At 77.0% G+C, this 21801-nt stretch carries 18 protein-coding genes; 8 read left to right on the top strand and 10 right to left on the bottom strand.

Going from position 1 to position 21801, the window contains the following annotated elements; genetic code table 11:
- The coding region (locus AB0O29_RS27485) for a hypothetical protein (protein WP_365156370.1) at nucleotides 1–1560 on the bottom strand (1560 nt) is incomplete at its 3' end.
- Between the two features lie 271 nt (nucleotides 1561–1831).
- Between AB0O29_RS27485 and AB0O29_RS27480 the strand changes: the two genes are divergently transcribed.
- Nucleotides 1832–3529, top strand: coding sequence for a carboxylesterase family protein (locus AB0O29_RS27480; protein WP_365156367.1), 1698 nt, complete (start codon nucleotides 1832–1834; stop codon nucleotides 3527–3529).
- A 6-nt stretch (nucleotides 3530–3535) separates the two neighbouring features.
- On the opposite strand, the gene AB0O29_RS27475 is transcribed toward AB0O29_RS27480, so the two are convergent.
- Nucleotides 3536–4891 (bottom strand): M64 family metallopeptidase, encoded by a 1356-nt coding sequence (locus AB0O29_RS27475; RefSeq protein WP_365156364.1) that lies wholly within the window; start codon nucleotides 4889–4891, stop codon nucleotides 3536–3538.
- A 161-nt stretch (nucleotides 4892–5052) separates the two neighbouring features.
- On the opposite strand from AB0O29_RS27475, the gene AB0O29_RS27470 reads away from it, so the two are divergent.
- Nucleotides 5053–6387 carry a tetratricopeptide repeat protein gene (locus AB0O29_RS27470; RefSeq protein WP_365156361.1) on the top strand — a complete coding sequence of 445 codons (1335 nt, stop codon included), beginning with the start codon at nucleotides 5053–5055 and terminating at the stop codon, nucleotides 6385–6387.
- A gap of 129 nt (nucleotides 6388–6516) precedes the next feature.
- On the opposite strand, the gene AB0O29_RS27465 is transcribed toward AB0O29_RS27470, so the two are convergent.
- A complete protein-coding gene (locus AB0O29_RS27465; protein ID WP_365156358.1) occupies nucleotides 6517–6762 on the bottom strand; it encodes a DUF6158 family protein in 246 nt (81 codons plus the stop codon).
- A 42-nt stretch (nucleotides 6763–6804) separates the two neighbouring features.
- Nucleotides 6805–7905, bottom strand: coding sequence for an AI-2E family transporter (locus tag AB0O29_RS27460; protein ID WP_365156355.1), 1101 nt, complete (start codon nucleotides 7903–7905; stop codon nucleotides 6805–6807).
- 113 nt (nucleotides 7906–8018) lie between these two features.
- On the opposite strand from AB0O29_RS27460, the gene AB0O29_RS27455 reads away from it, so the two are divergent.
- Together AB0O29_RS27455 and AB0O29_RS27450 are read left to right on the top strand one after the other, a co-directional pair.
- Entirely contained in the window at nucleotides 8019–9326 is a 1308-nt protein-coding gene (locus AB0O29_RS27455) for an MFS transporter (RefSeq protein WP_365156352.1), read from the top strand.
- Between the two features lie 76 nt (nucleotides 9327–9402).
- A complete protein-coding gene (locus AB0O29_RS27450) occupies nucleotides 9403–10140 on the top strand; it encodes a hypothetical protein (RefSeq protein WP_365156349.1) in 738 nt (245 codons plus the stop codon).
- 18 nt (nucleotides 10141–10158) lie between these two features.
- On the opposite strand, the gene AB0O29_RS27445 is transcribed toward AB0O29_RS27450, so the two are convergent.
- The 4 genes from AB0O29_RS27445 to AB0O29_RS27430 form a co-directional block, all read right to left on the bottom strand.
- Nucleotides 10159–10500 (bottom strand): hypothetical protein, encoded by a 342-nt coding sequence (locus AB0O29_RS27445; RefSeq protein ID WP_042813755.1) that lies wholly within the window; start codon nucleotides 10498–10500, stop codon nucleotides 10159–10161.
- 139 nt (nucleotides 10501–10639) lie between these two features.
- On the bottom strand, nucleotides 10640–10870 hold the full coding sequence (locus AB0O29_RS27440) for a hypothetical protein (RefSeq protein ID WP_365156346.1): 231 nt from the start codon (nucleotides 10868–10870) through the stop codon (nucleotides 10640–10642).
- 140 nt (nucleotides 10871–11010) lie between these two features.
- Complete coding sequence (locus tag AB0O29_RS27435; protein ID WP_365156343.1) at nucleotides 11011–11679, bottom strand: response regulator transcription factor; 669 nt, start codon at nucleotides 11677–11679, stop codon at nucleotides 11011–11013.
- On the bottom strand, nucleotides 11676–12860 hold the full coding sequence (locus AB0O29_RS27430) for a sensor histidine kinase (protein WP_365156340.1): 1185 nt from the start codon (nucleotides 12858–12860) through the stop codon (nucleotides 11676–11678). Before AB0O29_RS27430 ends, AB0O29_RS27435 begins: the two co-directional genes overlap by 4 nt.
- A 327-nt stretch (nucleotides 12861–13187) precedes the next feature.
- On the opposite strand from AB0O29_RS27430, the gene AB0O29_RS27425 reads away from it, so the two are divergent.
- On the top strand, nucleotides 13188–15344 hold the full coding sequence (locus AB0O29_RS27425) for an MMPL family transporter (RefSeq protein WP_365156337.1): 2157 nt from the start codon (nucleotides 13188–13190) through the stop codon (nucleotides 15342–15344).
- A 39-nt stretch (nucleotides 15345–15383) separates the two neighbouring features.
- On the opposite strand, the gene AB0O29_RS27420 is transcribed toward AB0O29_RS27425, so the two are convergent.
- Nucleotides 15384–16157 carry a GntR family transcriptional regulator gene (locus tag AB0O29_RS27420; protein WP_365156334.1) on the bottom strand — a complete coding sequence of 258 codons (774 nt, stop codon included), beginning with the start codon at nucleotides 16155–16157 and terminating at the stop codon, nucleotides 15384–15386.
- A gap of 136 nt (nucleotides 16158–16293) precedes the next feature.
- On the bottom strand, nucleotides 16294–17829 hold the full coding sequence (locus AB0O29_RS27415) for an IucA/IucC family protein (RefSeq protein ID WP_365156331.1): 1536 nt from the start codon (nucleotides 17827–17829) through the stop codon (nucleotides 16294–16296).
- Between the two features lie 139 nt (nucleotides 17830–17968).
- Between AB0O29_RS27415 and AB0O29_RS27410 the strand changes: the two genes are divergently transcribed.
- From AB0O29_RS27410 to AB0O29_RS27400, 3 genes are all read left to right on the top strand, one after another.
- A complete protein-coding gene (locus AB0O29_RS27410) occupies nucleotides 17969–19537 on the top strand; it encodes an IucA/IucC family protein (protein WP_365156373.1) in 1569 nt (522 codons plus the stop codon).
- Nucleotides 19538–19758: 221 nt separating this feature from the next.
- Nucleotides 19759–21318, top strand: coding sequence for an FAD-binding oxidoreductase (locus AB0O29_RS27405; protein ID WP_365156328.1), 1560 nt, complete (start codon nucleotides 19759–19761; stop codon nucleotides 21316–21318).
- 52 nt (nucleotides 21319–21370) lie between these two features.
- On the top strand, nucleotides 21371–21772 hold the full coding sequence (locus tag AB0O29_RS27400; protein ID WP_365156325.1) for a hypothetical protein: 402 nt from the start codon (nucleotides 21371–21373) through the stop codon (nucleotides 21770–21772).
- The last annotated feature ends 29 nt before the right edge of the window (nucleotides 21773–21801 follow it).

Raw genomic sequence — 21801 nt, 5'->3', positions numbered from 1 at the left:
GCGGGGGCGGCGGGGGCGGTACGCGAGGGCGATGCCGGCGAGGACGGCGGTCGCGCCGGCGCCGAGCACCGTCGCGACCCCGGCCCACGGGTACGGCGCGCCGAGGGTGCCGTCGAGCGGGTTGAAGAACGCGATCCCGCCGACGATGTGCAGCGCGACCACGGCCAGCGCGGCCACCGCCGCCCCCCGCCACACCGCCGGGGTGTCCCGGACGGCCAGCAGGGCGCCCAGCGGCAGGCAGAGCAGCGCCCCCGGCAGGGGCACCAGCCGGCCGGGTTCGGGCGGCTGGGCCAGGTTCCCGGGCAGGTGCAGCACCCCGCAGAAGAGCAGGGCGGCGGCCGTAGGCCAGCGCAGCGCATGGCCCAGCACTCCCCCGCGCCGCGCCGCACGGACCGCTATGGCGTCGGCGTCGGGCGCGGGCCCGGCGGGTACGGGACGGGCCGCGCGGGCCGGCGGGGCCTGCGGGACGGGGTCCCGCGCCGGGGGCGGGGCGGCCGGCGCCGGGTCACGGCCGGCCGTCTCCGCCGGGGCCGCTGCCCGCACCGGCGGGGCCGGGGTGGCCGGGGCGGCCGCTTCCGGGCCTTCGGGGTCGAGGATGGTGGCCAGCAGGGCCACGTCCTCGATGGGCCGTCCGATGGCGGCCGCCCGCAGGGTGAGGTCCGCCTCGGCCTCCTCCTCGGGGTGCTCGCCCAGCAGGGCGACCATCCGGCGGACCTCCTCGACCGGCCGGGCGACGGCGGCCGCGCGGAGCGCGTCACGTCCCGGGTCGGCGAGGTGCCCGGAGTCCTTGAGGAGCCCCACCAGCGCGGTGACCTCCTCGACGGGCCGGCAGGTCGCGGCCGTCTCCAGCAGGGTGCGCAGCGGTTCGGGGTGCGGAGCGGCCTGGGGCGCCGGCCCCGCCGCCGGAACCTCGGCGGACGGCTGGCGACCGAGGTCGCTCCCCGCCCCCGGGCCGGCCCGGTCCACGGCGGCCGCCGTGAGGGGCTGGAGATCGTCCGGCGACTCCGGGGCCGGTGCAGGCCGGTCGGCCGGGGTCTCCCGGAGGGGGCCGGGGTCGTGCTGGAACAGGGGTGCGGGTCCGGACCGGTCCGCGGGAGCCTCCGCGAGGGGCCGGAGGCCGTCCTGGAACGCGGGGGCCGGTGCGGCCCGGTCCACGGCGGCTGCCGGGAGGGGCTGGGGGGCGGGGTCGAAGCCGGAGAGCGGCCGCTGCACGGTGGCCGCCGGGAGGGGCCGGGCGTCCTCCGGAGGCGCGGCGGCCGGTGCGGGACGGTCCGGCGGGGTCTCCAGGGCGGGGCCGGGGTCGTGCTGGAGGCCGGGGGCCGGGTCGGGCCGGTGTGCCGGGGTCTCGGGGAGGTACCGGGGGGCGGGTTCCGGGTGGGTCGGCGGGGCGGGGTTCGGGGGCGGCCAGGCGGCCTGGGGGTCACTCGGCGCCGGGGGGTCGGCGAGGGCCGGGGGTGGCGGGGGTGCGGGGTGGGCGCCCTGGGGCGGTTCCGGGGTGGGGGTGGGGAGGCCGTCGCGGTCGCCGTGGTCCGTCGCCGCGAGGGTGCTGGGGTCATTCATGGAAAGCTCCGTCTCGCCGACGCACGGGTCTACGCATCGTGCGCCGGTCATCGTGCGTCATGGGAAGCGCACGCTTAGTCACATTGAGCGGCATGTACACGTACTGCGCCATTCGGGGCGGGCAAACGGGGGGCACCCCCGGCGCGTCCGGGGCGCCGGCCCGGACACGCCGGGCCCAAGGCGGCCCGCGCGGCGGCCGGCGGGGCACAGTGGGCTCGCCGCGGCCCCGCTCATCCGTTCGGGAGGGCCGCCTCCGGGAGGAGCGTCAGCCGTGCCGGATCCCCGTACCGACCGCCGCTCCCGCTCCGGACGTCCGGCGCGCGGGCTCCCGGGCGCGCTGCTCCCGGCGCTCCTCCCGGCGCTCCTGCCCGCGCTGCTCCTGCTCTGCGCCGCCGGCTCCGCCCCGCCGCCCGCCGCCCGGGGCGCGGCCGGGGCCGCCGAGCGGCCCGTCGTGCGGACCGCCGAGGGCCCGGTGCGCGGGCGCTTGCCCGGGGTGTACGACACGTTCGAGGGGATCCCGTACGCCGCCCCGCCGACGGGCCCGCTGCGCTGGCGGCCGCCGCAGGGCGCCCCGCGCCGTACGACCGTGCTCGACGCGGGCGCGCCGGGGGCCCGCTGCCCGCAGCTCCCGGCGATCGGGCCGGGCGCGGCGAGCGGCTCGGAGGACTGCCTCCGCCTGAACGTCACCGCCCCGGCGGGGCGGGGGCCGGCCCGCCCGGTGATGGTGTGGTTCCACGGCGGCGGCTTCCGCCTCGGCGCGGCGGACCTCTACGCGCCGGAGCCGCTGGCCGTGCGGGACGGCGGCGCGGTGGTGGTGACGGTCAACTACCGGCTGGGGATCCTGGGCTTCTTCGGCCACCCCGAACTGGGCGGCGCGCCGGACTTCGGGCTCGCCGACCAGCAGGCGGCGCTGCGCTGGGTCCGGGCGAACGCGGCCGCCTTCGGCGGGGATCCGGGGCGGGTGACGGTGTTCGGGGAGTCGGCGGGCGGGCTCAGCGTCTGCGCCCATCTGGCCGCCCCCGGCTCGGCCGGCCTGTTCCACCGGGCGATCGTGCAGAGCGGGTCCTGCTCGACCACCATGCCGCCGTACTCCCTGCTGCCGACGGTCGGCACGTACGAGCCCTTCGTGCCCGAGGAACGCGTGGCCGCGGCCGGCGTCGCGGCGGCGGACGGGCTCGGCTGCGGCGGACGGCCGGCGGGGAGGGTGCTCGACTGCCTGCGCGCGCTGGACGTGCGCCGGCTGGTGACGCCCGCGCTGATGGAACGGTTCTCCGGGGTCGCGTACGGGAACGCGCTGCTGCCCGTGGAGCCCCGGCGGGCGCTGGAGACGGGCCGCTTCCACCGGGTGCCGGTGGTCCAGGGCAGCACCCTGGACGAGATGCGGCTGTTCGTCTCGGCGACCCTCGCCGCGTACCCGGTGGACGGGGAACGGGACTACGGCGCACGGCTGCGCGCCTCCTTCGGGGCCTCGGCCCCGGCCGTCGAGGCGGCCTACCCGGAGGGCGCCTTCCCCACGGCCGCGATCGCCTGGGCCACCGCGCTGTCCGACGCCTCGTTCACCTGCCCGACGCTGCGCGACAGCCGCGCCCTGGCCCGCCACGTCCCGGTGTACGGCTACCTGTTCAGCGACAGCGGGGCGCCGAACTCCACCGGCCTGCCGGAGCGCGCCGGGTTCCCCTTCGGGGCGGCGCACGGCTTCGAACTGCCCTACCTGTTCCGGACGGCGCCCCTGACGCCGTCCCAGGCGGCCCTGGCGGAGCGGATGACCGGCTACTGGACCCGCTTCGCAGGCACCGGCTCGCCGGACTCCCCGGGGGCGCCGGCCTGGCCGCGCTTCGACGGGCGGACGCCGTCGGTGCTGCGGCTGGCGCCGGGCCCCGGGGGGATCCGGCCGGTGGAGGCGGCGGCCGCCCACCACTGCGCCCTCTGGGACGGACTGCCGGCGCCGGAGTCCGGCGCCGGCGGCTGAGCGGGGTTACAGGCGGACGTCCCAGGCGGCGGTGGAGGAGAGGGAGCGGGCGATCTCGGGGTCGCGGACGGCGGCGGTGCGGTCCTCCACGGTCACCGACAGCCGGTGGGTGCGCAGGTCCAGCAGCCACAGCTCGGCCACCCGCACCTCCGTGCGGCCCGCGAACCGCTTGAGCTCACGCCCGTCGAGGTACCAGCGGACGGTCAGCTGCCGCCCGTCGGCCGCGTTCAGGCGCGGGACGGCCGCCTTGGCGGTGTGCCGCAGCCGCAGGACCCGGTCGGTGGGGGTGAGGGGGGTGACGAGGCGGGCGTGCCGCTGGAAGCCGGCGATCATCGCCTCCACTCCGGGGAGGTTGAAGGGCTTGCCCAGCACCCGCATGATCGAGTTGTCGGTGGGCCGGTAGAGGCCGGTCACGTAGTAGCCGCCGCCCTCGTAGGCGCCGACGGTGCCCCCGTCGGGGGAGGTCTCGCCGAGCCAGCGGTACCACTTGGCCCGCTGCCCGGCCATCCGGCCGGCGTCGAGGGTGGAGGTGTTGGGGTCGGCGGGCTCGGGGCCCGTGTACTTCTCGTAGTCGGGGACGCCCGGGTAGAAGTACTCGTCGGCGAGCTTGCCGAGGGAGTGGCCGGTCTCGTGGATGGCCACCTGCCCGGACTTGGGGTGGCCGGCGGAGGCCGTCGAGATGCCCTCGTAGCCGAGGGTGGGGCTGGGCTCGTTGTAGCCGGCGCCGCCGTACTTGGCGCTGTTGGCGAGGACGACGACCAGGTCCGCGGCGGGCGCCTTCGCCACGTACGCGTCCACCTTGGGCTGGTCCACGCAGAGCAGCCGCTCGATGGACCCGCACCAGAAGTAGGAACCGAGGGCGGTGTCGCGGACGGTGTCCGGGCCGGGGTCGCCGGAGACCCCGGACTGGGCGGAGACGGCGTCCACGGTCCACACGTTGAACAGGTCGCGGTAGGTGGTGTAGGGCTCCACGGCCGTGACCTCGGCCCATTTGGCGCGGACGTCGGCGTGGAAGCGGTCCAGTTCGGCGGCGGTGTAGCCGTCGCCGACGAAGACCACGTCGAGCCGGTCGGAGGTGGGGCCGTTGTCGACCGTCTTGGTGACCCGCCCGTCGGCGGCCCGCGCGGACTCCGAGAGGCGGGGCGCGGCCTTCGCCGGTCCGGCGGCGGGTACCCGGGTGTGGCCGGACCCCGCCTCCGTGCCGTGCTCGGGCCCGGGTATCTCGACCTCGACGCCGGGGCGGGCGCTCGGGCCGCCCGGCGGCGCCGCGTCGGCGGGTACGGCCGACGCGGCCAGCAGCGCGGCGGTCGCACAGGCGGCCGCGAGCGCCGCGCGCAGGGTCGTTCGGACGGTGCTCTTCATGAAGTCCTCCGCCGGGGCAGGGAGTCGAGGGGGGTTAAGTAAACGGTTAACTCGACTGAACCGGCTGCTTAAACTAGGGGGCGCGTGAGGGTGTACGCAATGGCCGACTCCCGGCGGATACTCGGGAGTTGAGGAAACCTCGTGGACAGCAGGGGGAGTTCATGGACGAACCGGCCGAGATCGGGCGGCGGGTGCAGCGGCTGCGCGGCGAACGGGGACTGACCCAACGGCAGTTGGCGGAGCCCGCGTACACCCCCGCGTACGTGTCCACCGTGGAGGCGGGCAAGGTGCGGCCCTCGGAGGCCGCGCTGCGCTTCCTCGCCGGACGGCTCGGGGTCTCGTACGAGGAACTGGCCACCGGCCGCCCGGCCTCCCTGGCCACGGAGCTGCGCCTGGCCCTGACCGACGCCCAGCGCACCCTCGCCACCGGCTCGGCGCGGGAGGCCGCCGGGCACTTCCGGCGGCTGCTGGCGGAGGCGGAGCGGTTCGGGCTGGCCGACGAGCGGGCGGAGGCCCTGCTGGGGCTCGGCGACTGCGCCCTGGAGGCGGGGGAACTGACCGAGGCCACCGGGCACTTCGAGGCGGCGGAGCAGCTGCTGGCCGGCGAGCCGCTCCCCCGGCGGGCCCGGCCGATCCGCGGCCGGGCCGTCGCGCACCTGCTGGCCGGGGAGCTGCGGTACGCCTGCTACCTGCTGGAGTCGGCGATCGACGGCCTCAACGCGGGCGGGCTGGCCGACCCGGAGGCGCTGGTGCTGCTGTACTCGGCGGTGATCGGCCCGTACATCGACATGGGCGCGCACGCCCGCGCGGCGCACGCGGCCGAGCTGGCGCTGGCGCTGGCCCCGCAGGTCGCGGATCCGGCGCTGGTGGCGGGAATGCACCGGCAGGTGGCCCGCACCTTCCTCGCCGAGGGCCGGATCGCGGACGCCGACGCCTCACTGGCGCAGGCCCAGGCCGTCTACCGGCAGCTGCGGCTGCGCACCGACCTGGCGCACTGCCACTGGATGCGCGGCTACGTCCAGGCGCAGCACGGGGAGCTGGCGTCGGCGGAGCGGGAGCTGCGGATCGCCCGGGAGATGCTCACGGCCCGGCGGGCGGCGCTGTACACCGCGCAGGTGGAGGTGGAGCTGGCGGACGTGCTGCGCCGCCTGGGGCGGTACGAGGAGGCGGCCGAGCTGGTGTCGGGGCTGCTGGCGGAGGGCTCGGACCCCGGCGCGGTGCACGCGGGCGGGGCGCACCGGCTGCTGGGGCTGATCGCCGAGGAGCGGGGGGACGCGGAGGCGGCGGAGGAGCACTACGTACGGGCGCTGGCGCTGCTGGAGCGGAGCGGGGCGGGCGGGGACCTGGCGGACCTGTGCCGGCTGCTGGGGGATCTGCTGCGGCGGGCCGGCCGCACCGAGGCGGCGCTCGACGCGTACCGCACGGGGCTGGGCCACCGCGCGGCCCCCGGCACCACCACCCTGGGCCCGGCCCCGGCGACCCCGGCCTTCCGGTAGCCCGCCGCCGCGCGGCGATTCCAGCCCGCGCGGCGTTCGAGCGCGACGGGTCCGGGCAGCGCCCGGGGAACGGTGGAAGGGCGGTCAGGGGACCTCGCCCCGCACAGCGGCCCGCCCGCGTCCCGGAGGCTAGCCCTCGCCGGTGGAGCGGGCTCGGGCGCCGTCTCGGGTGCGGGCCGAGGCGGGGGCGCGCTGCGGGTGCCGCCGGAGGTACTCGTCCTCCAGCTCCCGCAGCCGCTGCGTGTGCGTGGCCAGCGCGTCGTCCGAACCGTGCAGCAGGGTCTCGTGGCGGGTGCGGTGGATGGTCTCCAGTTCCTTCAGCAACCGGTCCTCACCGAGCTTGCGCGGCGCCGCTCCGCCGGAGCGCTCTGCCATGGCAACCACCTCCACGTCCTACGGTAGACGCGTCCCGCCGGTTCAGCCGTCCGGCCCGGACCCCACCACGGGCGGGGGCTCCGGTGGCGGCGGGGACGCGGCCGCCGCCGCGGCGTGGGCGCGCAGGGCGCAGCGGACGGACCAGGTCACCGAGACCACCGGCACCGCGACCACCGCCCCGACCACCCCGGCGGCGATGGCGCCGGCGACCACCGAGACGGCCACGACCAGCGGGTGCAGGGCCACCGCCCAGCTCATCACCAGCGGATGCAGCAGGTGCCCCTCGATCTGGCCGATCACCACGATCAGCGCGACCACCACGCCCGCGATGACCGGCCCCTTCGCCGCCAGCGCGACCACCGCCGCGACGGCGAGCGCCACCGGGGAGCCGATCAGGGGGACGAAGGCGGCGAAGAACTCCAGCAGCGCCAGCGGGAGGGCGAGCGGGACCCCGAGGAGGTAGAGCGCGAGCCCGACCAGGGCCGCGTTGGTGCCGGCGACCAGCACGATCCCGTGCGTGTAGCCGGTGAACGTGCGCCAGGCCGCGCGCCCGGCGACGCCGACCCGTTCGCGCGCCCCCTCGGGCAGCTGCGCGCAGAACCAGGCCCACTGCCGGTCGCCGCCGTGCAGGAAGAAGACGGACGAGAAGACCGCGAGGGCCAGGACCGTGAGCACCTGCACCACGTGCCCGGCGCCGTTGACGGCCGTGCTCAGCAGGGTCGAGCGGTGGGCGGTGAGGTACTCCCCGATGCGGGCCTGGACGTCGGTGAGGGCTTCCGACTTCAGCCGGAACGGCGGCCGCTCCAGCCACCGCTGGATGCTGACGAGACCCTCGCGGAACTCCCTGACCAGGGTCTCGCTCTCCCCCGCCACCGCCTCGCCGACCAGTGCGAGCACGCCCAGCAGCAGGACCGCGCTGCCGATCAGGCTGACGGCCACCGCCAGCGAGCGGGGTACCAGCAGGGTCAGCCGGCGGGCCGGCGAGGACAGCAGCGCCGTGACGACCAGGCCCAGGAAGAGGGCGACGCCGATCTCGTGGAAGCGGCCCAGGACCACGAAGACGGCGTAGACGGCAGCCCCGACGACCAGCAGGCGCCAGGCGTAGGACGCTGCCGTACGCAGGAACGGGGACACCGGCGGCATGACCCATGGGTGCCACCGGGGGCGACCCGTGCCACGCGCCGGCAGCCGTTTTGACCCGTCCGGGGAGAAAATGCGTTGCCCGGGCGTACGGCGGCCCCGCACGATGGCCCGTTGTGAGTAGCTCCCGTCTGTCCTCCGTACTGCCCGACCTGTCCCCCTGGCGTTCCAGCCGTGACTTCCGGCTCCTCTTCTTCCAGGGCGCGGTCACCTTCTTCGGCTCGTTCATGGCGATGATCGCCCTCCCGCTGCAGATCAAGCACCTGACGGACTCGCCGCTGGCGGTCGGTGCGATGGGCGCGGTGGAGCTGGTGCCGCTGGTGGTGTGCGGGCTGTACGGGGGCGCGCTGGCGGACGCGGTGGACCGGCGGCGGCTGATCCTGCTGACGGAGGCCGGGCTCGGGCTGCTGGCACTGGTGCTGCTGGTGAACGCGCTGCTGCCGGAGCCGCTGCTGTGGCCGCTGTACGTGGTGGCGGCGGGGGTGTCGGCGCTGACCGGGCTGCAGCGGCCGGCGCTGGACTCGCTGATGGCGCGGATCGTGCCGCACGACCAGCTGACCGCCGCCGCCGCGCTGAACGCGCTGCGCTACCAGTTCGGGGCGATCGCCGGGCCGGCGGTGGCCGGGGTGGTCGTCGCCTACGCCGGGTACGCCTCGGCGTACGCGACGACCGTGGCGGGTTTCGCCGTCTCGGTGGTGCTGTGCGCGCGGCTGCGTTCGGCGCCGCCGGCGGGCGGCGGCGAGCGGCCGTCGCTGCGGGCGATAGCCGAGGGGGCGCGGTACGCGTGGAGCCGGCCGGTGCTGCTGGGCACGTACGCCGTCGACCTGGCGGCGATGTTCTTCGCGTTCCCGAACACGATCTTCCCCTTCCTCGCGGACGAGCTCGACGCCGAGTGGGCGCTGGGGCTGATGTACGCGGCGGGGGCGGTGGGCTCGCTGGTGCTGGGGCTCACCAGCGGCTGGGTGTCGCGGGTGCGCAGGCACGGGCTGCTGGTGGTCTTCGGGGCGGCGGCGTGGGGTCTGGCGATCGCCGCGGCGGGCTGGTTCTCGGACATCTGGCTGGTCCTGGTGTGCCTGGCGGCGGCGGGCGCGGGCGACATGCTGAGCGCCCTGGGCCGCTCGACGATCTGGAACCAGACGATCCCGGAGGAGCTGCGGGGTCGGCTCGCGGGGATCGAGGTGCTCTCGTACAGCGTCGGGCCGCAGCTCGGCCAGGTGCGGGCGGGTACGACGGCCGGCTGGACCGGGACGCGTCCGGCGTTCTGGAGCGGCGGCCTGGCCTGTGTGGCGTCGGTGGCGCTGCTGGCGGCGCTGCTGCCGAAGCTGATCTCGTACGACGCGGACACCGACGAGGACGCGCTGCGCCGCCGGGCCGCCCGCGAGGGCTCCGCGCCGCAGGGCGATCCGGCGGGCGCGGCGGCCTGAGCGGGCGCCGGGCGCGGGAGCCCCGAACGGCGGTCCTCGCGGTGCGCCGGGCCGCCGTCACCGGGAGGGTGACGGCATGGGCGACTGGTGGTACCGCAACATCCTGGAGCCGGGAAAGCTCCCGCTGCTGCTGGCCCTGACGGCGTTCGTCGTGACCTTCCTCGCCACCCGGATCATCACCCGGATGATCCGCGCCGGGAAGGGCCCCTTCCGCAACGTCACGCCGGGCGGTCTGCACGTGCACCACTGCGTGCCCGGGGTGATCCTCATGACCGTCGGCGGTTTCACCGCCATCGCGGGCGGCCGCACCGGCTGGGGTTCGTGGGTGGCGGCCGTGCTGTTCGGGATGGGCACGGGGCTGGTGCTGGACGAGTTCGCGCTGATCCTGCACCTGAGCGACGTCTACTGGAGCGAGGAGGGCACGCTCAGCGTCGAGGTGGTGGTCATGACCTCGGCCCTGGCGGGGCTGCTGCTGTGCGGGTTCCTGCCGCTGGGCGTGGACGGTCTGACCGAGGACCAGCTGGAGAACCGTCTGTTCCTCGCGCTGACGGTGCTGTTCAACCTGCTGCTGGCCGTGGTGGCCCTGTTCAAGGGGAAGCCGCGGCTCGCGGTGTTCGGGATGGTGGTGCCGATGATCGCCCTGGTCGCGGCGGTGCGGCTGGCCCGGCCGGCGTCCCCTTGGGCGCGCCGGTTCTACGGCGGGCGTCCGAAGACCCGGGCCCGTACGATCCGGCGCGCCTACCGGCACGACCGGCGCTGGAGCGGGCTCGAGCGCCGGATCGGCTACCTCATCGGCGGCGCGCCCAGCCGGTAGGCGCGGGCGGCGCCGGGCTCAGGCGGAGGCGGGGGCCCCGTCGAGCTCCCAGGCGTGGCGCTTGAACTCCTTGCGGAAGTCGGCGTGGTCCTCCCACTGGCGGGCGATGCCGCGCAGCACGTCCCAGTGGTGCTCGACCGACTGGTCGATGACCTTGCGCACGAGCGGCTCGGCCGTCTCGCGGGTCGCGATGAGCCCCTTGACGGCGGAGGCCTCCAGGACGCTGTTGCGCAGGGCGCGCAGGGCCCGGGAGGTGTCGTCCATGGCGAAGCCGCGCTCACTTCCGGTCTCCGCGTCGAACAGCGGGGTCAGCCGCGCCTCGATGAACGCGGTGATCCGCTCGAAGTGCTGCACGTCCATCAGGGTTCTCCCGTTCCCGCCGGTCCGGCGCTGTGCGCGGCCCGGCCCGTCTCGTCGAAGCTGCTCGGGGGTGAGCTCCGGTGCAGGATACGAGGTCACGCGCGGCCGGGGTGACGCCGGGCACCCCCTCCCGGCGCGTTCAACGGCGCAGCGGGTCGGGCGCGGTGACGGCGAGGAGGGGCGGGGCCGGGGAGGTGTGGCGGTGACCGCAGGGGTCGAAGACCAGCACCACGGGCTCGCCCGGGCGCTGGCGCCAGGAGATCCGCTCGGGCGGGGCGGCGCAGCGGGGACAGTCGGGCAGCGGGCCCGGCTCGGTCCGGCACTCGGGCGCGGCCGTCAGCAGCGGCGGCAGGGTGTGCGGGTCAGGCATGGGGGCTCCCTGGTCCGGAGGTTGCGCTGCTGGCACTGTGCCATGTGCGGGGCTCCTGCGCACGGGTGAATCGTCCGGCGTTCCGGCAGGTCAGAGCCGTCCCGCCCGGGGAAATCGGGCCGTCTGCGGGCAGTTGGTGATCAAGCGCTCCTCCGTCGCACCTCCACCAGGCCCGATTCGTACGCGGCGATCACGGCCTGGGCCCGGTCGCGGACGCCGAGCTTGCCGAAGACGCCGGTGAGGTGGTTCTTGACGGTGGAGACGCTGATGTCCAGTTCCGCGGCGATCGCGGCGTTGTCGAGTCCGGCGGCGAGCAGCCGCCAGATCTCCAGCTCGCGCGGGGTGAGCCCGTCGGGGGCCGCCGGGGCGGGCCGGGGATGGGGGGCCGGGGCGCGCACGTAGGCGGAGATCAGCCGGGTCAGCAGCCTGGGGGCGACGGCGGCCTCGCCGGAGTGGACGGTCCGGACGGCGGCGATCAGCTCCTCCGGGGAGACGTCCTTGGGCAGGAAGCCGTAGGCGCCGGCGCGCAGGGCGGCGACCACGTACTCGTCCATGTCGAAGGTGCTCAGCGCCAGGACCCGGGAGGCGGGTCGGGCGGTGGCGAGTTCCCCGGTGGCGCGGACCCCGTCGAGGACCGGCATGCGGATGTCCATGACCACGACGTCGGGGTGCAGCCGCAGGGCGAGTTCCACGGCCTCGGCGCCGTCACCGGCCTCGCCGACCACCTCGACATCGGGGTGGGGGGCCAGGATCAGGCTGAGCCCGCGCCGCACCAGCGGCTGGTCGTCGGCTATCAGTACCCGGATCATCGGGGGCCGTCCTCTCCTCGTGCCCCGTCCGGGGCTCCGGCGGCGGCCGGGACCGGGAGGCGGGCCGCGACCCGGAAGCCGCCGTCCGCACGGGGGGCGGCCTCCAGGGTGCCGCCGTGCAGGGCGACGCGTTCGCGCATGCCGATCAGACCGTACCCGCCCCGGCCGGGCTGCCGCGAAGCCCGGCGCGGCGGATCCCCGCCGGGGCCGTCGTCGCACACCTCGACGGCGACCTCCAGCGCCCGGTACGTCAGCCGGACCCGGGCGCTCGCGTTCCCGGCGTGCTTGCGGGCGTTGGTCAGGGCCTCCTGGACGACGCGGAAGACGGTCAGGGCGACGGTGGGCGGCAGCTCGCGGACGGGGCCGTGCACGGTGAACTCGGTGTCCATGCCGGCCAGCCGGGACTCGGTGACGATCCGCTCCAGGTCGGCGGTGCCGGGCTGCGGGGCGGGCGGGGCGGACTCCGCCTCCTCCCCGGCCCGCAGGACGTCGAGGAGCTGGCGCATCTCGCCGAGGGCCATCCGGCCGGAGTCCTCCAGGACCACCAGGGCCTCGCGGGCCGCCGCGGGGTCGTGCGCCAGGCTGACGCGGGCGCCGCCGGCCATCAGCTGCATGGTGGTGATGTGGTGGGCGACGATGTCGTGCAGCTCGCGGGCGATCCTGCGGCGTTCCTCGGCCACGGCCCGTTCGGCGAGCAGTCGCCGGTTGGCCTCGGTCTCCCGCTGCCAGCGGTTGGCGGCGACGGCGCCGCCGACGACCAGGGCGGCGGCGACGGCGTTGGTGAGGAGGTTCATCCCCGAGGGGAGCAGGGAGCCGGCCAGGCCGACGGCGGCCAGCGGCACGGCGGCCAGGCCGGCGGCGGCGACCACGGCGGGCCGGCAGCGCCGGGCCACGGTGAAGAGGGCGACGGTCAGGGCCAGGCCGAAGTGCGGCGGCGCCGGGGTGGCGACGTTCACCACGACGCCCAGGGCGAGTACGGCGCCGAGCACCACGACCGGGTGGTGGCGCCGGAACAGCAGGGTGAGGGCCGCGAGCACCAGTCCGAGCGCGGCGGTGGGCGTGAAGGGGGTCCCGTCCACCGCTGCGCTGAGGGACAGACCGGTCAGGTCGGTGGCCGCCGCCCCCACCGCCACCAGTCCGTCGCCCCGCGTCCACTCCAGGCGCTCGGCGCGCGTGCCCATCGGTTCCCGCCTCCTCCGCGGGCCGCTCCCGCCCGGCCTGTCCGGGGCGGCGCGCGGCCTCCCCGCGAAGCTCCATTCTGGCAAGACCCGCTGGTCGGGGGCACCGGCCTCGGGTCGGGGACCGGACCAGGACTCCGGTCCCGGTCCGGGTCCCGGCCCGGACCGGGGTCCCGGGGGGCGGATCCTCCCCCGCCCCGACGCGCGGTGTCCGGGCGGCTGATGGTCTGGAGACCCGCCGGTGATCGGGCCGGCGGTGGACTTCGCAGAGACCGGAGGAGAGAAGTGATCCGCGCCCTGACGGCATGTTCGACGAGACACGCGTGGAAGGTGATCGCCGTCTGGGCGGTGGTGGGGATCGCGCTGGCGATCCTGGGCCAGGCCTTCGTGCACCGGGCGACCCAGTCCGGCAACGCCGGTTTCCTGCCGGAGAGCTACGATTCGGCGGCCGCGCTGCGGATCGCCGAGCGGGACTTCGGGGTGCGGCCGGACGCCGACCCGCTGACCGTGCTCGTGGCCCGTACGGACGGGGCCGCGCTGACGGCCGACGACGAGCGGCGGATCGGCGAGGTGGCCGGACGGCTGGGCCGGCAGCGGGTGGTCATGCCGCGCACGAAGGACGATCCGCCGCTGGTGCAGGACCACTCCCAGGTGCCCCGGATCGGGGCGGGGGCGACCGCTACGGACCGGGCCTTCCGGCTGGTCCCGGTGGAGCTGACGGGCAATCCGCAGGACCCCGGGATGCACGGCACCTACCGGGCCTTCCGGGAACAGGCGCGCGCCGCCTTCGCGGAGGCGGGGATGCGGACCGGGTTCACGGGCGGGCTGGCCACGACGGTGGACACCGTGGACGCCGAGGAGACCCGGACGATGGCCGTCGGGCTCGCGATGACCGGGCTGATCGTGCTGCTCCACGTCCTGGTGTTCCGCAGTCTGGCGGCGGCCCTGCTGCCGCTGGTGACGGTGACGATCGTCGGCGGGGCGGCGGCGGGCGCGGTGGTCGGCGCGGCGCTGCTGACCGGGATCGACCTGGCCCCGTCCACGCCCGGGCTGATCAACGTGGTGCTGATCGGGATCGGGATCGACTACTTCCTCTTCCTGCTGTTCCGCTTCCGCGAGCAGCTGCGCGCCCATCCCGGGCAGTCGGGCCGGGAGGCGGCGGCCGAGGTGGCGGGCCGGGTGGGGACGGCGGTCACCTCGGCGGCGCTGACGATCGTCGCCGCGTTCGCCACGCTGGGGATCGCCTCCTTCGGGCAGTTCCGGGTGCTGGGTCCGGCGATCGCGGTGGCGGTGCTGGTGATGCTGCTGGGCAGCCTGACGCTGATGCCGGCACTGCTGGCGGTGACGGGCCGACGGATGTTCTGGCCCTCGCGGTCGCTGCGGCGGGCTCCCCGCGCGGGTGCGGCGGGGCGGCTCGGTGAGCTGGTCGCCCGGCGTCCGGCCGCCCTCGCGGTGGGCGCGGTGCTGCTCCTCGGGGCGCTGACGGCCGGGGCCGCCGGGGTGCGGATGGACTACGGGCAGGGCGGCGCGGGCGGTGAGCGGACGGCCGCCGTGGCGACGGCGGAGGAGATCGCCCGCTCGATGCCGGCCGGGGTCTCGGATCCGGCGACCGTGTTCGTGAAGGCCACGGACGGACACCCGGTGACCGCCGAGCGGGTGGCGGGGCTGGCGGGCGCGCTGGCCCGCGTGCCCGGGGTGGGGCAGGTGACCCCGGCGGTGCTCAGCGCGGACCGCGGCGCCGCCCGCATCGACCTGCTGCTGACGGCCGAACCGGGCGGGCAGCAGGCCCGCGACCTGGTGTCCGGTCCGGTGCGGGAGGCCGTACGGGCGCACGTGCCGGCCGGAACCGAGGCGCACGTCGGGGGTACGGCGGCGGTGTTCGCCGACATCGCGGTGGCGGTCGGCGAGGACCTGAAGGTGATCTTCCCGGTGGCGGCGGTGCTGATCGCGCTGATCCTGCTGGTGCTGCTGCGCAGCCTACTGGCGCCGGTGGTGCTGATGGTGGCCGTGGGGCTCGGGTTCACGGCCACGCTGGGCGCGGCGGCGCTGGTGTTCCAGCACGCGCTGGGACGGCCGGGGGTGGACTTCACGCTGCCGCTGGTGCTGTTCCTGTTCGTGGTGGCCCTCGGCACCGACTACAACATCCTGATCTGCGACCGGATCCGGGAGGAGATGGAACGTCCCGGTCCGGCGCGGGCGGCGGTGGCCCGGGCCGTCCGGCACACCGCTCCGGCGATCGCCACCGCGGGCCTGGTCCTGGCCGCCTCCTTCGGCAGTCTGGCGGTCAGCCCGCAGCCGGGCCTGCAGCAGACCGGGTTCGCGACGGCGGTGGGCATCCTGCTGTCGGCGTTCGTCCTGTCGGTGGTCCTGGTCCCGGCCCTGGCCGCGCTGCTGGGCCGTTCCCTGTGGTGGCCGGTGCGGCCGCGCGCCGAGGCGGCGGGCGGGGAGCCGGTGCGGCCGGAGCCCGGGCGGGTGCCGGTCGGCTGACGACCGGTGTCCCCGGCCGGACCCCCTGCCGGCGCGGCGTCAGCTGACGCGGAAGGCGATGGCCTCGGGCTCCCGGTGGAAGGTGACCCGGTCCCAGCCGGGGAACGCCAGGTCCGTGACGGCGAGCAGCCGGCCGGCGGCGTCGTGCACGGTGCGGCGTACCGAGAGCCCGCAGGCGGGGGACGCGGCGGCGGGGTGGGTGGTGCGGGTCATCGTGATGGTCTCGGCGGTGCGGCCCCGGGCGGTGGCCCGCTCCAGCCAGCGGTGCAGCGGCCGCAGCTCCTCCTCCCTGGCGGCGGCCGGGCGTTCCAGGTAGGCCGCGAGTTCCGGGGTGCGGGCGACGGTGCGCGGGCAGAGGTAGGTCACGGTGTGCTGGAGGGTGCGCCCGTCGGAGCCGTGCACGCGATGGTGGTGGACCAGGGTGCGCTCCCCGCCGCCCATGCCGAGCAGTGCCGCGAGCGGGGGCGGCACGGTGACCAGGGCGAGCCGGACCGCCGCCGGGCGGGCCGGGCCCTGGGGCCGCACGGCGGCGGGCCCCCGCCCGTCCGTCCGGCCGGCGGCCCGGAACGGCTGCGCCGGGGCGGCCCGGGTGCCCCGGCGGCCGGTGACGACCAGTCCGTCGGCGCGCAGCTCCTGGAGGGCGGCGCGGACGGTCTGCCGGTTGACCTCGTAGCGGGCGGCGAGGGTGCGCTCGGAGGGCAGTCTGCCTCCGGCGGTCAGGGCGGCGTGGTCGAGTTCGTCCCGCAGCGCTGCGGCGATGCGCTGGTACTTGGGCATGGCGGCCGGGCCGCCGCCCCGCGAAGGGGAGGGCATGGCTTCTCCTCTGACGGGTGGTCAAGGACTGCGCGGTCTGCCCGACCAACCTAGCATTGGTCTATACCTTTCGGTACGGAGATCCCCGCCGCCGGCGCCACCTTGGCCGAATCCGGCACCGGCCCGCCCTCCCCCGTCAGCGGCGCAGCGGATTGGGCAGCTCCAGGTAGCGCGCGTCGGCGCCGTCCGCGCGGGTCCACCGCAGCAGCAGGTTCGTCTTGGCCGGAAGGGCGGGGGCTTCGAGGAGCGGCGCGATCTCGGGCAGGCCGTGCTCGGCGTCGTAGCGCAGGAACTCCTCGCGGACCGCCGGCCACACCAGGCCGGCCAGCTCCGGACGGTGTTCGGCCAGCGCTCCGGCCACCTCCGCCAGGTGGTTGACGACCAGGCAGTACACGAGCCGCTCCCAGGCCGCCGCGCGCGGCATGTCCTGCGGGAGTTTGACCCCCTCCGCGTCGCGGAAGAGGGCCTGCACGGGCATCCCCCGGCCGTCGACGGCGACCAGGCAGTTCTGGAGGTGGGCCTCCAGGACGATCCCGTGCCGCGCGAACAGGTCCAGCACCGGAGGCACGACGTGGCGCAGGTAGGCCCGCCACCACGCCACGGGGTCGGACGCGCCCTCCAGCGGGCTGCCGGGGAACCCCTCGGCGAGCGCGGCGCACAGCAGCGCCGCCGCCCCGGGGAGCACCCGCCCGCGCAGCCCGTCGCGGACCAGGACGGCGAGCTCCTCGAAGGCGAAGGAGGCGGTGCGGTAGCCGCGGTCGCACAGCCACACCGCGCTCGCCCCGGTGCGGCGGCGCAGGTCGGCGAAGCCCTCCTCGACGGCGGCGTCGGTGCGGCGCAGCCCCAGCAGGTCGTGGCGCCACAGGCGGCGCACGTCGTTGGTGATGCGGACGTCGAGGCTGAACTTCGCGAACAGGTCGCCGTCCGGGCCGGGCGCGTGCACGGTGCGGATCGAGGCGGTGGGCCACACCGGCAGCCGGGTCGGCCCGAGCCGCAGCAGGCGCCCGTCGGCGAAGGCCTCGCGCACCTCCGGCCGACCGGCGACCAGGTCCAGCTGCCAGGGGTGCGCGGGCAGCGCCCGGTAGCCGGCCGGCGGACGGGGGCCGTCGAGGATCCCGGCCAGGGCGTCGACCGCCTCGGCGGCGGCCGGTCCGCCCTCCTCGACGAGCTGGTCCTCGCGCAGCCCCAGCATCACCAGCGGGAAGCTCGCGTGCGCCTCGGGGGCGTACGGCAGCCAGCTCGCCGCCGGGCCGCCGCCGCGGGTCTTGGGCGCGGGATGGTGCGGATGGCCCATGAGGAGGGCCTGCTCGGAGTGGACGTAGCGGTCCTCGGGCGGCGCCGCGGCGGCCCGCGCGGCCAGCAGCGCGGCGACGGTGTCGCGGCTGTCGGCCATCTCCCCCGGCAGCTCGTCGTTGGAGACCCCGGTGTGCCGGAGCAGCTCGTCGCAGACCAGCCCGACCAGTTCGGCGTGGCCGAGCGGCCGCCAGCCGTCCGCGGTGCGCAGCTCGGGGTCCGCGGGCCGGCGGCCGCCGGCGACCCGCAGGAGCCGGCCGCTGGCCCGCAGCCGGTGGACGCCCCCGCCCTCGGCGTCGGCCACCTCCCGCAGCAGGCAGTTCAGGAGCGGGGCGGCGGCGTAGGCGTCGGCGGCGGCGTTGAGGTCCACTGGATCCATTCGGGGCTTCGGAGCGTCGGGGCTGCGGTGCGCCGGGGTCCGCGGAGGGGACCACCGGCCGTGATCTTCAGTATCCGGGATGATGACTTGATCATCGGGTAGATCCCCGAGTCGAGAGCGATCCGAAAGGAACGGGACCCTGGACCGCAGCACGCACGATTCCCCGCCCGACCCCGGCCCCGCCCCGGCGGGCCCCGCCGAGGAGGCCCTCTCCGCCGCGCTGGCCGGCGTACGGCCCGGGCTCGGGTCCGCGTACGAGGCCGCCCTGGAGGGCGCGCGCGCCGCCGTGCTGACCCGGCTCTGGCGGGCACTGGCCCACGAACCGCTGCCCTGGGTGACGGGCCGGGAGCGGGGGCCGGACTCGCTCACGCTGCTGCTGGCCGGGGGCGGGCGCCTGGAGGGGCCCGCCCCGGACCCGTACGCGACCGGCGACCGCGTCACCGAGGTGCGCCTCGACGGCCGGGCGTACCGGCAGGCGGCCCGGCTCGTCGAGGCGCTGCGGGTGCCGCACGGCGCGGCCGGCTCCCTCGGGGCCGCCTTCGCCTCCTTCGCCGCCGAACTGGACGACAGCACCGCCTCCCTGGCCCTGTCCCGCGCCGGACAGCCGGCCGGGGAACGGGCCGCGCCGCGCACCACCTGGGAGTGGGAGCAGCGGGTGGTCGACGGGCACCCGTACCACCCCAACTGCCGTTCCCGCCCGGGCTTCTCGGTGGCCGAGCAGCTGGCGTACGCGCCCGAGCACGGGCCGCTGGTGGAGCTCGGGCTGGTCCCCGTGCGGGCCCGGGAGTGCCTGGTCTCCGGGGAGTGGCCCGAGCACCTGCGCGACGGCGGCCGGATCCTGGTCCCGGTGCACCCGTGGCAGGCCGAGCACGTCCTCAAGGGCGAGGAGGTGCTGCCGGGGCCGGCGGCGCACCCGCTGATGGCGCTGCGCACGCTCGCGCCGTCGGACGGGGGCGCGCACGTGAAGACGGCCCTGAGCACCCGGCTGACCTCCTCGGTGCGGGACATCTCCGCCTACTCCGTCGAGACGGCCGCCGTGGTCTCGGAGTTCGCGCACGCGCTCGCCGAGCGGCTCGACGGCCGCCTGCACATCACCCGCACCCTGGGCGCGGCCACCGCCTACAGCCCGGACCTGGCGGCCGTGCTCCGCGAGCCCCCGGAGGCGTACGCGCGGGCCGGGGAGCGGGTCGTGCCGGTGGCGGCGCTGGCGGGGACCGAGCTGGCCCGGTCGGCCGGCTGGCAGGCGCGGTTCGCCCGGCTGGCGCTGTCGGTGTGCCTGCGGGTGCTGGACCTCGGGGTGGCGCTGGAGGCACACGGGCAGAACCTCCTCGTGGTCCTGGCGGCCGACGGCACCCCGCTGCGGCTGGTCTACCGGGACCTGGCGGACATCCGGATCAGCCCGGCCCGGCTGGCCCGGCACGGTCTGCCCGTGCCGCCGCTGTCCGGCCGGCTGGTGACGGACGACGAGACGGTGCTGCGGCGCAAGATGTTCGGCTCCCTGGCGGCCGGGGCGCTGGCCGCGACGGCGGGTTCGCGGCAGGCCTTCGCGGAGGCGCTGGCGGCGGGCCTGGACGGACTCGCGCCGACCGCCGACTCCGAGGTGCTGCGGGGGCCGCTGCCGGTGAAGGCACTCACCCTGATGCGGCTGAGCCCCGGCGTGCCCGGGGACCAGTGGACGAGCCTGCCCAGCCCGTTCGCCGCGCACTGAGGCGGGGCCCCGGCGGCCCTACGCGTGCTGACGGTGCGACACCGTCCCGGGTGACGGCGGACCTTCGCGGTGGTGCGGGCCACGGGAGCGCTTGCGCAAGGGGGCTGACGGGGTGACACCCGTCGGGTTGTCGGCCCGGAGTGTCCTCCGTTCGGGGGACAACCGGGCCCCGCCGGGCCCGCCTTCGTACCGATCGGGGCGGGCGGTGGCAGGAAGGAAGTATGAAGATTCCTCGCCGCCGGGTCCTCGCGGGCGGGGCCGCCGCCCTGCTCGGCGCCGCCGGGGCGGGTCCGTCGGCCGCCGCCGGGCGCCCGCGGGCCCCGCGGGCCGGCGCCCGGACCTCCGCCGGGCCGGACTTCGCGGCGCTGGCCCGGGCGGTGGACGGGCGGGTGGTGCTTCCGGGGGACGCCGACTACGCCGAGGCCCGGCAGCTGTTCCAGCCCCGTTACGACACCGTCGCCCCCGGGGCCGTGGCCTATCCCGCGCACCCCGCGGACGTGGCCGTCTGCCTGGACTTCGCGCGCCGCTCGGCCGCCCCCGTGGTGCCGCGCGGCGGCGGGCACGGCTACGCGGGCTGGTCGACGGTGGGGGCCGGGCTCGTGATCGACGTCGGCGCCATGGCCGGGGTGACGGTCGAGGGCGACGAGGCGCACGTCGGCGCCGGCGCCCGGCTGGCCGACGTGCACGCCGCCCTGGCGGCGCGCGGCCTGGGCGTCCCCGCCGGGCTGTGCCCCTCCGTCGGCATCGCGGGACTCACCCTCGGCGGCGGCCTCGGGATCGCCTCCCGGGCCCACGGCACCACCTCCGACCGGCTGGCCGGCGCCCGGGTGGTCACCCCGGACGGGGTGGTCCGGGAGGCCGGCCCCGACCGGGACCCGGAGCTGTTCTGGGCGCTGCGCGGCGGCGGGGGCGGCAACTTCGGTGTGGTCACCGAATTCCGGCTGCGCACCCATCCGGTCGGCGACGCCGCCTTCGCCGAACTGCACTGGCCCGGGGCGGATTCGGCCGCGGTGGTGCGCGGCTGGCAGCGCTGGCTGGGCGGACTGGCGGACCCGTTCTGGAGCCAGGCCGAGTTCACCGTGGAGAGCGGGTCCGCCGCCGCCCTGGCCGTCCGGGCGGTGTGCCTCGACGGCCGCGCGGAGCTGGAACGGGAACTGACCCGGCTGACCGGCCTGGTGGGGCGCGAGCCCCGGGACTCCTGGACCACCGTGCGCGGTTACGGGGACACCGTACGGGCCATGGCGGGCTGCCCCGACGGCGGCCCGGAACGCTGCCGGCTGCCGGGGCGGCTGCCCGGCCGGGACCCGCGGGGCCTGCTGGGCCGGGACTCGTACGCGGCCCGCTCCGACTTCTGGGGCGGGCCCGGGCTGCCGGAGGCGGCGGTCGGCGCCGTCCTGGACGCCCTCGGCCGGTACGGGCGGACGGCGCCGCCGGGCGGGCTGGGCGTGGTCCAGTTCGACGGGGTGTGCGGCGGGGCCGTGAACCGGGTGCCGGCCGGCGCGACCGCCTTCGTCCACCGCGACAGCGCCTTCCTGGCCCAGTACCTCGCGTACTGGCCGCCGTCCGCGACCGCCGCCGAGACGGCCCGGCACCAGGACTGGCTGGACGGCCTCTGGCGCGCGCTGCGGCCGTGGGCGGGCGGCCGGGCCTACCAGAACTACGCCGACCCGAAGCTGACCGGCTGGCGCGAGGCCTACTACGGGCCGAACCTCCCCCGCCTGGAGCGGGTCCGGCGCACCTACGACCCGGACCGGCTGCTGCGCTTCCCCCAGGCCGTCTAGGCCGTCCAGGCCGTCGCGAACCGCAACGAACAGGAACGGACAGGAACGAGAGATGCTGCGCACCTTCACGCTGGCGGCGGCGACCGCCGCCCTGCTGCTCCCGGGCGGGCCGCTGCCCGGCCTGGAACCCGCGAGCGCCGAGGCCACGACCGGACGCTGGACCGCGCGGGAGGCCGCCGCGTTCTGGACACCGGAGCGGATGGCCTCGGCGGCACCCGTACCGGACCCGCCGTCACCCGGCGCGGCGGCCCCGGGTGCGGCCGGCCACGCGACCCCGGGGGCGGCGACCCCCGCGGTCCCGGGCGCGGCGGCCCCGGCGGCCCCAGGCGCGGCGACCCCCGCGGCACCGGGGACGGCGGCGTCGGCGGCGCCCGGCGGCGCGGCCCCGGCCGTGCCCGGCGCGGCCGCGCCCGCGGTGCCTTCGGCGTCGGCGGGCGGCGGCATTCACAGCTGATTCATAAGCAATTCCGAGCCGGTGCCACA

The sequence above is a fragment of the Streptomyces sp. NPDC089915 genome (assembly GCF_040684675.1).
Taxonomy (GTDB): Bacteria; Actinomycetota; Actinomycetes; order Streptomycetales; family Streptomycetaceae; genus Streptomyces.
Note: the sequence above shows the minus strand (reverse complement) of the source record. Positions and strands in the feature narration are given on the sequence as shown.